This window comes from Flavobacterium tyrosinilyticum (genome assembly GCF_023656565.1).
In the GTDB taxonomy this organism is placed as follows: Bacteria; Bacteroidota; Bacteroidia; order Flavobacteriales; family Flavobacteriaceae; genus Flavobacterium; species Flavobacterium tyrosinilyticum.
Genome location: NZ_JAMOKG010000001.1, coordinates 1,257,039 through 1,269,664, shown reverse-complemented (window position 1 = coordinate 1,269,664; position 12,626 = coordinate 1,257,039). Strand labels below are relative to the sequence as shown.

The 12,626-nt window shown below is 32.3% G+C and carries 13 protein-coding genes; 4 read left to right on the top strand and 9 right to left on the bottom strand.

Features of this window, described 5'->3' with window-relative positions:
- Nucleotides 1-32: 32 nt before the first annotated feature.
- A complete protein-coding gene (locus NCC77_RS05590; RefSeq protein WP_250834704.1) occupies nucleotides 33-968 on the top strand; it encodes a DUF4421 family protein in 936 nt (311 codons plus the stop codon).
- A 90-nt stretch (nucleotides 969-1,058) separates the two neighbouring features.
- Nucleotides 1,059-1,946 carry a fructose bisphosphate aldolase gene (locus NCC77_RS05585; protein ID WP_349306043.1) on the top strand — a complete coding sequence of 296 codons (888 nt, stop codon included), beginning with the start codon at nucleotides 1,059-1,061 and terminating at the stop codon, nucleotides 1,944-1,946.
- A 46-nt stretch (nucleotides 1,947-1,992) separates the two neighbouring features.
- Here the strand turns inward: NCC77_RS05585 and NCC77_RS05580 are convergent, their stop codons facing one another.
- The 8 genes from NCC77_RS05580 to NCC77_RS05545 all read right to left on the bottom strand — a co-directional run bounded on the left by NCC77_RS05580 (nucleotide 1,993) and on the right by NCC77_RS05545 (nucleotide 8,654).
- Nucleotides 1,993-3,825, bottom strand: a complete 1,833-nt coding sequence (locus tag NCC77_RS05580; RefSeq protein ID WP_250834702.1) for a hypothetical protein — start codon at nucleotides 3,823-3,825, stop codon at nucleotides 1,993-1,995.
- A 4-nt stretch (nucleotides 3,826-3,829) separates the two neighbouring features.
- Entirely contained in the window at nucleotides 3,830-4,462 is a 633-nt protein-coding gene (locus tag NCC77_RS05575; RefSeq protein WP_250834701.1) for a hypothetical protein, read from the bottom strand.
- Between the two features lie 183 nt (nucleotides 4,463-4,645).
- Nucleotides 4,646-5,167, bottom strand: a complete 522-nt coding sequence (locus tag NCC77_RS05570) for a hypothetical protein (protein ID WP_250834700.1) — start codon at nucleotides 5,165-5,167, stop codon at nucleotides 4,646-4,648.
- Nucleotides 5,168-5,239: 72 nt separating this feature from the next.
- Nucleotides 5,240-5,725: an Imm26 family immunity protein gene (locus NCC77_RS05565; RefSeq protein WP_250834699.1), complete on the bottom strand. Its 486-nt coding sequence runs from the start codon at nucleotides 5,723-5,725 to the stop codon at nucleotides 5,240-5,242.
- Between the two features lie 239 nt (nucleotides 5,726-5,964).
- Complete coding sequence (locus tag NCC77_RS05560) at nucleotides 5,965-6,606, bottom strand: outer membrane protein assembly factor BamD (RefSeq protein WP_250834698.1); 642 nt, start codon at nucleotides 6,604-6,606, stop codon at nucleotides 5,965-5,967.
- A 271-nt stretch (nucleotides 6,607-6,877) separates the two neighbouring features.
- Entirely contained in the window at nucleotides 6,878-7,744 is an 867-nt protein-coding gene (locus NCC77_RS05555; RefSeq protein WP_250834697.1) for a hypothetical protein, read from the bottom strand.
- 68 nt (nucleotides 7,745-7,812) lie between these two features.
- Nucleotides 7,813-8,073, bottom strand: coding sequence for a hypothetical protein (locus NCC77_RS05550; protein ID WP_250834696.1), 261 nt, complete (start codon nucleotides 8,071-8,073; stop codon nucleotides 7,813-7,815).
- On the bottom strand, nucleotides 8,067-8,654 hold the full coding sequence (locus NCC77_RS05545) for a hypothetical protein (RefSeq protein ID WP_250834695.1): 588 nt from the start codon (nucleotides 8,652-8,654) through the stop codon (nucleotides 8,067-8,069). Before NCC77_RS05545 ends, NCC77_RS05550 begins: the two co-directional genes overlap by 7 nt.
- Before the next feature lie 272 nt (nucleotides 8,655-8,926).
- Between NCC77_RS05545 and hemB the strand changes: the two genes are divergently transcribed.
- Together hemB and NCC77_RS05535 are read left to right on the top strand one after the other, a co-directional pair.
- A complete protein-coding gene (gene hemB / locus NCC77_RS05540; RefSeq protein WP_250834694.1) occupies nucleotides 8,927-9,922 on the top strand; it encodes a porphobilinogen synthase in 996 nt (331 codons plus the stop codon).
- A 1-nt stretch (nucleotide 9,923) separates the two neighbouring features.
- Nucleotides 9,924-10,322, top strand: coding sequence for a c-type cytochrome (locus tag NCC77_RS05535; RefSeq protein ID WP_250834693.1), 399 nt, complete (start codon nucleotides 9,924-9,926; stop codon nucleotides 10,320-10,322).
- 108 nt (nucleotides 10,323-10,430) lie between these two features.
- Here NCC77_RS05535 and NCC77_RS05530 read toward each other — a convergent pair whose 3' ends face one another.
- Entirely contained in the window at nucleotides 10,431-12,488 is a 2,058-nt protein-coding gene (locus NCC77_RS05530) for a M13 family metallopeptidase (RefSeq protein WP_250834692.1), read from the bottom strand.
- Nucleotides 12,489-12,626 lie beyond the last annotated feature (138 nt).

Genomic DNA, 12,626 nt, shown 5'->3' with positions numbered 1-12,626 from the left:
CTTCTTTTAAAATTATCTAAAACTATGTTTCTATGCGTTTAAAACTGATTTACATCGCATTTTTTATCAGCTTTTTTGGATGTTTTGCCCAAAACGATTCCCTGCAAAATCCGTATTTTAAATCTTATAACGATAAAATCACTGCCAGCGTTTATTATTTAGATACTTCCAATAGTTTTCAGATTGCTTCAGGACAGGATTCGACAACGTATCTTAATCTAATTCCGAATCGGCGAGAACAGATCGGTTTTACCTTAAATTATAAAATCGTTGATATTACAATTGGTTTTGCTCCCAAATTTCTAAGTCAGAACAAGGGTGATTCTCATTCCAAAAATTTTAATTTCAACACCCGTTTTTACTATAAAAAATGGATGCAGTCTTTTACTTTTATCAACCAAAAAGGATTTTACATTAGCGATGACAATATCATTGCACAGCTGCCAAACATGCGCACAACAAAAATTGGCGGATCGACAGCTTACATTTTTAACGATAAATTCTCTTTTAAAACATTGGTCAGCCAAAACGAATGGCAAACCAAAAGCTCTGGAAGTTTTATCCCGTCGTTTTCTTTTTATTATACCAATCTCGATTTAAATACTCCCGATTCATCTCCTGGTGACATTTATGTATTCACTTTGGCTCCCGCCTATTTTTACAATTTCGTAATTAGTGATCGCGTTTTAATTGGCGCAGGACTTGCTTTAGGTGGCGGATTAAATATTATTGATAAAGAAACCTCAGCTTTATACCAAGCCGATTTCAATTTAAAACTCGCCTACAACAAAGACCGTTTCTTTGGTTTTGCCAGTCTTAATACCGTAAGTTTTGCGCAAGATGAAAAAGTCGATCCAAGATTGAATGACAATATTGCTACGGTAAAACTTTCTGTTGGTTACCGATTTGATCCTCCAAAAAAAGTAAAAGAAGTCTACGACAATGTCAATAAAAAAATAGGTTTGTAAGAAATCTTAACTTGAAATAAGCATGAAGCCCAATTAAAATGCTTAAATTACATAGATTTATAAAAACTAAAATTCATTGTTATGAAAGGTATAAACAGCGAACAGTTAAATCTCATGCATTCTGGAAAAGGTTTTATTGCAGCATTAGATCAAAGTGGCGGCAGTACACCTAAGGCATTATCGCAATATGGTGTTGAAGAAAGTCAATATACAAATGATGAAGAAATGTACACTCTTGTACATGAAATGAGAACCCGAATTATCAAAAGTCCCGTTTTTGATAGCCAATATATTCTTGGCGCAATTTTGTTTGAAAACACAATGGATCGAAAAATTGACGGACAATGGACAGCGGATTATCTTTGGGAGAAAAAACATATTATTCCGTTTCTAAAAGTAGACAAAGGTCTTGCTGATCTTGCCAATGGCGTTCAGTTAATGAAACCGATTTCTAATTTAAACGAACTGCTTGATCGCGCTGTAGAGCGAAATGTTTTTGGAACCAAAATGCGTTCTGTTATTAAAGAAGCAAATCCAAAAGGAATTCAGGAAGTGGTGAAGCAGCAATTTGAAGTTGGACTGCAGATATTTAAGAAAGGCCTTGTCCCGATTATCGAACCTGAAGTTGATATTTACAGTCCTGATAAAGAAAAATCAGAACAGATTTTGAAAGATGAAATTCAAAAACAGCTAAATTCTTTAGATAAAGACGTGAAAGTTATGCTGAAACTATCTATCCCGACTATAAACAATTTTTACGGCGATTTAATGACCGATCCTCATGTGGTTCATGTTGTAGCGCTTTCTGGCGGATATTCTCGAGAAGATGCCAATCAGAAACTAGCAGAAAACCATGGATTGATTGCGAGTTTTTCAAGAGCTTTATCAGAAGGACTTAGCGCTGGGCAATCTGAGGCTGAATTTAATTCGCAACTAGGAAATTCAATTAAAGAGATTTACGAAGCTTCCATTCAATAAAATCATAAAAAAAATCCCTGAAGAGTTTCAGGGATTTTTTTTATGATTATTTAGAAGTCATTTCTGCGGCCATGTCTAAAGTCTGTAAAATGATATTTTTATCAGACTTGAAAGAATTCAGTTTAAAAACAAATTTCAATTTATTATCAATTAACTTTTTAGGCGATTCTATAGCAATATCCGAAAACTGAGAAGAAATTTTAGTCATTCGATCCAATTCGGAGTCTTTTGCATTTTTACCAAATGTTTTAACTGTTTGTGCAATATTCAGTTTTCCAGAAATGTAGTTTTTGCTCAAATCTTTCTTAGTGTCTTTTGTAAAAGATCCGTTTCCAGCACCAAAATACTCTTTTGTATTGGCAACAATTACCACGTCTTTATCTTTCAGAATAAATATATTATCATATTCCTGAGTTCCAATAATCGTGTAGATATTTCCATTTTGAACTAATACTTTTTTGCGAACACCCAATTGCAATAATTTATCTCCAAATGTGGGGTGCGAAGAAGTAAAAATTACAGAAAACAGCGGAATCTCTTTTTTCACTTTTTCTTCCGTTATTGTTTCTTCATAATTCTCGTCATAACCGTATTTTTTGCTCAATACCTCAACTTCTTTCGTATCGTATAAAAAAGCGCTTAAATCGCCATCAAAAAGCTTTGCTGTAGCTTCTTCATCTACAATTGTCGAAATCAAGTCTGTAATAAGTGTAATATCTTCTTTGGCGAATTTCGAATTTTGAAATAATTCTGTCATTAATGACGGAAAGTTTTCTAATGCCGCTTTTGTATTAGCATGATACGAAATATACCCCAAAGGTTTCTGAGCAGGGAAATAAGTAAAGATATTTTTATTGATTTTTCTATTGCTAATTTTGCTAACAACATTGGCAATCTCTGGAGAATATTCTACCTCTTCTTCGATTCGGGCATTATCATTATCAAAATAAAAATCTAAATTGATGCCCTTTATAAAATTCCCAAAATTATTCTGCATTGGCAAATATTTATCATAACCGCCAAATAACGAAAGCGGATAATTATACATGGAATACAAACTAGACATCATTCCGCCATAATTTACCCAAGAAGAAATATCAGCAGCAACATTTATTTTTGGAGAAATCGGAGCTGTAAATCCGTTTTCGAATAACGTTTTTATGATTTCTCGCTGCTTTTCAGCTAATTTTTTATCAAATTCTGCTTGTTCAACAGTATATTCTTCATACGGATTTCCATCGTACAAAGAATCATTCTCTACAGGTTCTTCAAATACTATTGAATCGGTACTTTTTGCTGGAGGTACAGGAATTGTTGGTGGATAAACTGGTGCTTCAATCACAGTAGTTTCTTCATAAGGTTCAGATATTGCTATAGAATCTGTTGCTACAGCAGTTTCTGCAACATCATAAAATTTAGAAGGAAGTCGTTTTGTCAATTCAATAACAACCAAATAATTGTCGTTCCAAACAAACGATCTTTTTACTCCACTTGGTGTATAAACTTCGTATTTTCCAAAATCTTCAATAGAACTGTTCGTTCCGTTTGCTCCCTGCTTTTCGATTAAATATTTTCTAACCGCTTCTTTGCTTTTGACTGGAATCGTAACTTGGTAAAACGGAACAGAATCTAAGAAGTTCCCGTGAATGGTAATTTTTTCATTCAATTTAATAATAGCAGCATATTTACGAAGATCAAAATCAGGTTTCTTACTGATGTATTTGGTTAAAATCGGATGATTTAAAACCTCATCGACGCTGACTTTTTTAGAAAGCTGGCTTCCGTTAAACTGTACAAAATAATCGTATTTTTCTGGAACGGTCTGCCCAAAAGAGAAATACGTGGCGAATAGAAAAATGAGTGTGTAAAAATGCTTCATGAAATCAAGGCGTTAATTGGATGGTATTATTCATTAATGTAGATTTTTTTAAAACGCTGTACATACTTTGTTTTAAAAAAACCGTCTTTTTGTTTGCCGAAATTTTACTGTTCGGATTGTTTGTTGACATAATATCTTTATCAAAACTATAAATAGCGATAATGCTAGCGTCTTCAAGATCTTTCTTTTTCTTGGGATCATTTACGACTTTCTCTGGAACTGGATAAGAAGCAATTCTTTCGAAATTTTTGCCGCTTCCGCTAAAGTGAATCTGATCGCGCTGATTGTTGATTGTATTTACAACAGCATTGAGTGCTTTTAGGTTGGCGTAGTTCAATTTGATGATAAAAACATAATTATCAAAATCTGTTTTGGTGCTAACGTTGGAAATTCCGTTAATCTTTAAAGCTTTTTCTTTAAAATCACTGAGTTTCGCGGTAATTTCCTGTTCGTTGGGAATTTTTACACCATCAACTTCTTCCAACCAAATAGCCGATTTGGTTTTAAACCAAGATCGCGAAAAGTCGATGATAAGAGTATATTCACCACTTTGATCGTCGTGGTGTTTGATTCTTTCTGTTATCTCAAAACAACTCGTTAAGAGCAAACAGCATAATAAAGCGAGAATTTTCTTCATTAGACAAATTTAGATGGAATATTCTGAAAAACCCATGATATGTCTAAATTCTTAGTTCGATAGTTTCGCTAACGAGGATTTGCAATCCGTGCCCGCAACAGTGAGACCCAATACTTATTCCCAAAGCAAAAAAATCAATCTTTGCGGGCACGGATTGCAAATCTGTACTAGTGGGTGTTATATTTAATATACGAGCAATACAAAATCAGAAAACTTAATTTGATTTCCATCAAAATCTTCCTTTATATTACCTATCACACCGCATGGAATATTTCCTCTAGAATAAATCTCTAATAGATGTTTAAAAAATATCGGAATCCTTTTGTTTATAGAAATATAATAATCTTCCATCGCTGCTCCGAGAACATTCCATAATACATCATCAACAATGTTTTTGTCAAGATTATGTTTTTCTGCAAATTTTTTCGCAGTAGTTTCCACATGTTTCAAATTACTTTTTTTAATTTCTGTAATTCTATTCCAATCCAGATAATTATTGCGATTATTTTTATGTAGATAGACTGTTAATCTATTTGTCGCTTCCAATGTGAAATCTTCCCATTTTTGAGAAGATATATTCTTTTGCATTTCATCTAGAGAACTCAAAAACTGAATTTTAAAAGGAAAATCTGAAATGGAAAACTCTTTTCCACAATTAGAAAACCATTCAATATTATTTATTTTTTCAAAAAATGGATCATTCATATACATTTCAATTATAAATTAATTCTCAAAGCAAAAAAGTCAATCTTTACGGGCACGGATTGCAAATGCGCGCTAGCTGCTTTCACTTATTTTTTCTAAAATTCTTTTTTCTAAATCAATTGGAAACCATACTGTCGAAAATTCATATTTTTCAATATCCTCTCGAGAAATATTACATTCCTTTTCAGTACTTAAATCTCTTAATCTAAAATCTTCATCCATTCCGTAAACCATTTTAAGATTATTATAATTAGAATCTTGAATCTTCTCATAATCTTCCGTTTGCCCGATAATTCTCCATCTCTTTTTCACAATTCCATCCCAAAATATCTGAACAGGTGAAAACATAATACCAGAATTTATAATTTCATTTATATCTGTTTTAGCAGAACCTGTTTTTTTAAATATTTCAACTAATACAGAAGAACTTGTTTCTATAACTCTTCCAAAAGCAAAATGTTTATCCAAATCATCTTCAGATAGCTTTACTTTAAGCTTCCAATCATTTCTCTCCATAAATAGAGGAATACAAAATAGAATACCTGCTTTTATTTTCATAACAATAAAAATAAGATTTTTCCCCCGCTAGCGCGAGCATCTTGCTCGTGAACGATTTCTAATTATTAAACATATTTTATCCTTATGTGCACGAGCAAGATGCTCGCGCTAGCGGGGCGCGGATTTGCAATCCATGCCCGCAACAGCGATACACAATACTAATTCTCAAAGCAAAAAAATCAATCTTTGCGGGCACGGATTGCAAATCCACGCTATCGGGTGCTAATTGAATTATTATCCTATTCTTCAATAAAAATAGTAACCGGACAACTTAATTTTTCTGAAAATTCCATTTCCAAATGCGGAATTAATTCTTCTTTTAAATACGTTTTCTTACGAGCTTCATTTTCACGGCTTACGTAATTACCTTCCTCATCAAATTCCGATTGATGTGCAATTTCAAAAACCACAGCGTTATTGAACGCTATCTTTTTATCATTTTTACTGTATAATACTTTTATGGAGGATTTTTCTTCGGGAAACATTTTAACAATTTTTGAATACGTTTCTCTCACAACCTTTATCAATTCATCATCTACATTAAGTTTGTAATTGTCAATTCTACTTTGTAAAAAATCTAATGTTTTTCTATCTAACCTTTCAATATAAATGTTATTGCGGAAATAAATATAATTTAAAGAAAGAGTCGAAGTCTGCTGATATACATTTTGCCTTTCAGTCGTTCTTATAATAAATCGTAATTTACTAGTTGCAAGAAGACTATCATATTTTTTTAAATCCAGTTTTTCCAGAAAATATTGATCAAGGGCTTTTCGATATAATGACTGAACAGATATATCCTCGTCATGCTCGATTTGCTCTTTTTTTGCAAAACAACTTGTCAGGAATAAAAAGCAGGATAAAATGAGCATTTTTTTCATTGATTGTCAGTGTAATTTTAACTATTTAAACTTTTAATAATTCGCGCTATCGGGCTTCGATTACGTTTCGATTGTCGCCCCGCTAGCGCGAGCATCTTGCTCGTGAACGATTTCTAAATTAATTAAACATATTTTAACTCAATAGCGCGGATTTGCAATCCGTGCCCGCAACAGTGAGACCCAATACTAATTCTCAAAGCAAAAAATCAATCTTTGCGGGCACGGATTGCAAATCCGCGCTATCGGGTTTGTAAATCATCGTTATCGTGTATCAAAAATTATTAAACATAGTCAATTTCTCATATGTTATATCATAATGTTTATCGACAGACGTACCTAAATACTGCATACTTTCTTTTTCTAAAAGCCAAGACAGTTTACCATCTAAAATTTTTGTATTAACTAATCTGATTGATTTTAATTTTTTTAATTTTTTAAGAAAATTTAGAGATGGAAGATCTCCACAAGAATCGATAGTTAAAACACTTAAATTTTCAAGCGTTCCTATTAATTCTATATCTTTTACTTTCTTGCAATTTTGAATCCTCAGTTCAGATATTTTAAAATGATTCGCTAAACCTTCTATTGACTCTAAATTTCGAAGGTATCTTAACTGCAAACTTTCTAATTCTTTCAGAGTAATTAAAGAATCTATATTTTTTATTGGAGACGACCAAATTTCTAAAATTTGAAGTTTTTGTAATTCTAAAAACTCCTTAATATCTTTTTCTTTATTATTATAATGATGAATAATTAATTGATTTAAGTTTTTACACTTAAAGATATTTTTAAACTTTTTTTGGTACAATATTGTTAAATCATTTAGATTATTGAAATTAGAAAAATCAATCCCATTTTCACATTCCCCTTTAAATTCTAAACTTTCCAAAGATTTTAAACTCTCAATATCTTTTAAACTCACATAAGAATACCTTCTTAAATTTAAATATTTTAATTCTTCAATATTATTCAAGAATGACAAATCATTGACAAAGCGATTTTCACTTCTTATTGCAAATCCGTTAATACATTCTTCCTTAATGAAACACCTTAAACTTTCATTGATGCACTCATGATCAATTAATAAACATCTATATTTTCCGAATTTAGTGTTTATTGATATAACTTCTTTTTCCATAATTTATTCTAACATTATTGTAAATTATCTATTTCATAAAGCTGATTTGCAATCCGTGCTATTGGGTTTTAAGTAATCTTATTATGTTTAAGAAATAACATCCATTCGTCACCTTCATAATCTGGTATAATTTCTTGATATTTATCTCCAAAAACATAATTAATTAAAAAATACTCCAAATCTCCTCTTTTAGTCATTGGCATCTCATCGTCATCATCTCTACTAAAAATATAGACATTTCCGCTTATTGTATCTAATATTAATGGTTCATAAAGAATTTGACCTATTGAAATCAATGATTTTTTTTCATTTTGTCTATGTTCTACCACCCATTTATTTCTAAATAAATCATCATAATCCCATAAATCAATAATCCCACATCGACAACATTAGATATTTGCAAAAAATCATAATAAATACCTACATTTGAGGCTTCCTTTCTAGAAATTCCCTTTAATCCTGATGAAAATTGTGCAAAAATCATACTTGAAGGATCTTTGTCAAGTTCGTTCTTGATATTAGTAATTATGGATTTAATTGTTTTATGGAAATTTAATTGTTTAGCACCCATCGATTTCAAATCTAACATTAGAATATTCTGATTTCTTGCAATCTCTGCCAATTTGCTTAATTTAAACTTGTCTTTATTATCACCATTTAACATAACTGCTTTTTCTAAATAAATTAATGCAGTATTAAAATCAGACAAGTAACATTCTACAAAACACATTAATCTCAAAGCAATTATATTATTTGGATTATCTATCAAATAATTATTTAGTATTTGTTTTAAATCCTGCAAAGGTAAAATAGCCTTTTCATTGACCGGTTTTTCAATATCAAAGATGTCGCGTTTGCAAAGCTCTCTAGCTTTTATGTATAATTGATTTATTTCGTTTATATCTCTCATTATTCATTTAAAAATAAGATTTTTCCTAATTTTACAAATCTACTTCAAATAAAAACATCAAACCAAATTTTTAGATAATATTAACTCATTCTACAGCAAGCTAAACGCCTTATTTTGTTCCTTTTTCTTTAACTTTGCGCCACTCATTAAAAATTGAGATAAACTTCAAAAAAAAATAAAAACAACTGCAGTTTTAGAAATAGATTCTCAGTCTGAGTTTCAAAGAAATCAACTAAAAAATCTAAAATCTAAAATCTAAAATCTAAAATTATATGTTCCCATTACAAAGAGGCAGAAGATTAAGAGTAAATGAATCCATTCGTTCTTTAGTACGCGAAACCAGTTTAAGTCCATCAGATTTTATGTTTCCAATGTTTATTGCTGAAGGCGAAAATGTAAAAGTCGAAATTCCGTCAATGCCAGGAATTTTCAGAAGATCTATAGATTTAACAGTTGAAGAAGTAAAAGAACTTTATGATTTAGGAATTCGCGCCGTAAATATTTATGTAAAAGTTAGCGAAAACCTAAAAGACAATACTGGAAAAGAGGCTTGGAATTCTAACGGATTAATGCAGCAAGCTATTCGTGCCATAAAAACGGCTTGTCCAGAAATGATTGTAATGCCAGATGTGGCTTTAGACCCTTATTCCATTTATGGTCATGATGGAATTATAAAAAATGGCGATGTAGAAAATGACAGTACAGTTGATGCTTTAGTAAAAATGGCCATTTCTCACGCAGAAGCGGGTGCCGATTTTGTTGCGCCAAGTGATATGATGGACGGACGTGTTTTACGCCTTCGCGAAGGTTTAGATGCTGCCGGATTTCAGAATGTTGGCATTATGAGCTATTCTGCAAAATATGCTTCAGCTTTTTACGGTCCTTTTAGAGATGCTTTAGATTCGGCTCCAAGAGAAGCTGATGTTGTGGTTCCAAAAGATAAAAAAACATATCAAATGGATTATGCTAATCGTATCGAAGCAATTAAAGAAGCGTTGTCAGACGTAGAAGAAGGTGCTGATATGGTTATGGTAAAACCTGGAATTGCTTATTTGGATATTGTTCGCGAAATAAAAAATACCGTACACGTTCCTGTAACCGTTTATCAGGTTTCTGGAGAATATGCCATGATTAAAGCCGCATCTGAAAGAGGCTGGCTAGATCACGACAAGATTATGATGGAACAGTTAATGTGCATTAAACGTTCGGGTGCTAATCTTATTTCTACTTATTTTGCTAAAGAAGCGGCAATACTTTTAAATAAATAAGATGAAAAAGGTTTTATTTTTAGCTGCTGTTTTAGCTTTGACTTCTTGTAAAAAAGAAGTTTCTGAATCTACAAATACAGCAACAGAATCGGTTTCTGAAGGCGAATCGGCGAAAGCCAAAACACCAGAGGAATTAGGAAAACAACTTTTTGAGGGAGCTGGAAATTGTTTTGCATGCCATCAGCCAGATCAAAAAGTGATTGGCCCAAGCATTAAAGAAATTGCCAAAATCTACAAAGACAAAAATGGCAATATCGTTACTTTCTTAAAAGGAAATGCAGAACCAATTGTAGATCCGAGTCAGTTTGAGGTAATGAAAACCAATTTTGCTATTACGCAGGCAATGTCTGACGAAGAATTAAAAGCAATTGAAGCATACATTTACAGTCATTTAAAATAATCACAGATCAGATTATGTTCCTACGGAACATCTTTTTAATATCTTAAAATAATCAAAAAGGGCGGTTCCCAAATTCGGAACCGCCCTTTTTTGAATTATTAAAATTGATTACCAGATTTTAACTCGTTTTTCTGGTTCAACATACATTTTATCACCTTTCTTAATATCGAAAGCTTTGTAGAAAGCATCAACATTCTGAATTGGAACGTAAGCTCTGTACATACCTGGAGAGTGCGGATCTGTTTTTACTTGATTTTTAATCGCTTCGTCTCTAGTTTTTGTTCTCCAAACCGTAGCCCAAGAAATAAAGAAACGTTGTTCTGGTGTAAATCCGTCGATTAAACCTGGGTTTCCATGAGCTTTCAAATACAATTGCAAACCGTCATAAGCAGCATTGATTCCGCCTAAGTCACCAATGTTCTCACCTAAAGTAAAATTACCATCAACGTGAATTCCTGGCAGAGGCTCAAGAGCACTGTATTGATTCGCTAAATCTGTTCCAAGAGCAGTAAATTGTTTCAAATCATCTTCTGTCCACCAGTCAACCAAATTTCCTTCTGCATTGTAACGTGCACCAGAATCATCAAATCCGTGAGAAATCTCGTGACCAATTACAGCACCAATTCCACCATAATTAACTGCTTCGTCAGCTTGATAATTATAGAAAGGCGGCTGTAGGATTGCAGCTGGGAATACAATTTCGTTATAAGATGGATTGTAGTAAGCATTTACCGTTTGAGGCGACATGTGCCATTCTGTTTTATCAACTGGCTTAGACAATTTATCGATGCTTTTCTTAAATCTCCATAACGCCAGGTTTTTAGAATTCTCAAAATAGCTTCCTCCTTCTGCAATACTTTTAATTTCCAAAGCAGAATAATCTTTCCATTTATCAGGGTATCCAACTTTAATTGTTATTTTGTTCAGCTTTTCGATTGCTTTTGCCTTAGTGTCTTTAGACATCCAAGTTAAATTGTTAATACGGTTTTGGTAAGCCGTGATAACATTATGAATCATATCAATCGCTTTAGTTTTAGCCTCAGCTGGAAAAACCTTCTCTACATACAGTTTTCCAAGAGCTTCACCAACATTTCCGTTAACAACATTCAGTGCTCTTTCTTCAGCCGGAAGCTGTTTAATTGCACCTCTTAATGTTTTGCTGTAAAAATCAAAATTAGCTTGATCAATTGCTGTTGTCAATTTACTTGCAGAATTGTTTAATAAATCCCATTTTAGGTATTCTTTCCATTGTGCAACTTTGTTTTCTTTGAAAACAGTTTCTAAAGCAGTCATATATTTAGGCTCAGAAACAATTACATTCTGTAAATTAGTAATTCCTAAGCCAGCAAAATATTCGTTCCATTTAATAGCAGGAGTCAATTTTTGAAGTTCAGCAACTGTCATTGGATTATATTGCAAACGACTGTCTCTTCTTTCAACTCTGTTTAATCTTGGTTTTGACAATTCTGTTTCAAGAGCTAAAATTTCAGCAGCGCTTTGTTTTGCTTTTTCTGGAGATTCTCCAATAAACTGAAGCATTCTTGCAACATGCAATTCATATTTCGCACGTTTTTCTTTAGAATCTTTGTCATCAGAAGTGTAATAATCTTTATCTGAAAGTCCTAATTGGCTTGGCCCTAAATTTACAGAGTTTTTAGAACTGTCTTTATCATCAGCTCCAATGTAAATTCCGAAAAATCCAGCATTTCCTTCTTTTTCCATTTCAACCAAATATTTCTGAACATCGGCAATGTTTTTAATTGCGTCAATTTTTTTCAGATATGGTTTTAATGGCTCGATTCCTCTTTTATTTCTTCCGATAGAATCTAGATAAGTATTAAACAGGTTAACTGCTTTTCCTTGATCTGTATTTGATTTATACTTTGGATTTTTTGAAGCTTCTTGTAAAACTGCCATTACATCTTTGTCCGTTTTTTTAATCAGCTCATTAAAACTTCCCCATGTCGTACGATCACTTGGGATTTCTGTTTTTTCTAACCAAGTTCCGTTTACATATTTGAAAAAATCCTGACTTGGGCTTATTTTCGTATCCATATAAGACACATTAATACCTGGCTCTTTTGGCGCTGTTTGAGCTTGGGCTGCGGTAATTGCAAACATTGCAGATATCACACCAAACACAGGTTTAGCAAATTGTTTTTTCATAAAAAATTATAGTTTAAGGGAAAATACAAACATATTGTTATTATTTCAAAAATTGTGTTAAAATTCTAACTGTAAAGCCAAAAAGACAGATAAATTTCACAAATACAACCTGAACACTGAGATATATGTATACAGATA

Coding starts and splice junctions, on each gene's coding strand:
- NCC77_RS05590 (WP_250834704.1), top strand. CDS start 33: ATGCGTTTAAAACTGATTTACATCGCATTTTTTATCAGCTTTTTTGGA.
- NCC77_RS05580 (WP_250834702.1), bottom strand. CDS start 3,825: ATGAAGCATTTTTACACACTCATTTTTCTATTCGCCACGTATTTCTCT.
- NCC77_RS05560 (WP_250834698.1), bottom strand. CDS start 6,606: ATGAAAAAAATGCTCATTTTATCCTGCTTTTTATTCCTGACAAGTTGT.
- NCC77_RS05535 (WP_250834693.1), top strand. CDS start 9,924: ATGAAAAAGGTTTTATTTTTAGCTGCTGTTTTAGCTTTGACTTCTTGT.
- NCC77_RS05530 (WP_250834692.1), bottom strand. CDS start 12,488: ATGAAAAAACAATTTGCTAAACCTGTGTTTGGTGTGATATCTGCAATG.
- NCC77_RS05565 (WP_250834699.1), bottom strand. CDS start 5,725: ATGAAAATAAAAGCAGGTATTCTATTTTGTATTCCTCTATTTATGGAG.
- NCC77_RS05545 (WP_250834695.1), bottom strand. CDS start 8,654: ATGAGAGATATAAACGAAATAAATCAATTATACATAAAAGCTAGAGAG.
- hemB (WP_250834694.1), top strand. CDS start 8,927: ATGTTCCCATTACAAAGAGGCAGAAGATTAAGAGTAAATGAATCCATT.
- NCC77_RS05570 (WP_250834700.1), bottom strand. CDS start 5,167: ATGAATGATCCATTTTTTGAAAAAATAAATAATATTGAATGGTTTTCT.
- NCC77_RS05555 (WP_250834697.1), bottom strand. CDS start 7,744: ATGGAAAAAGAAGTTATATCAATAAACACTAAATTCGGAAAATATAGA.
- NCC77_RS05575 (WP_250834701.1), bottom strand. CDS start 4,462: ATGAAGAAAATTCTCGCTTTATTATGCTGTTTGCTCTTAACGAGTTGT.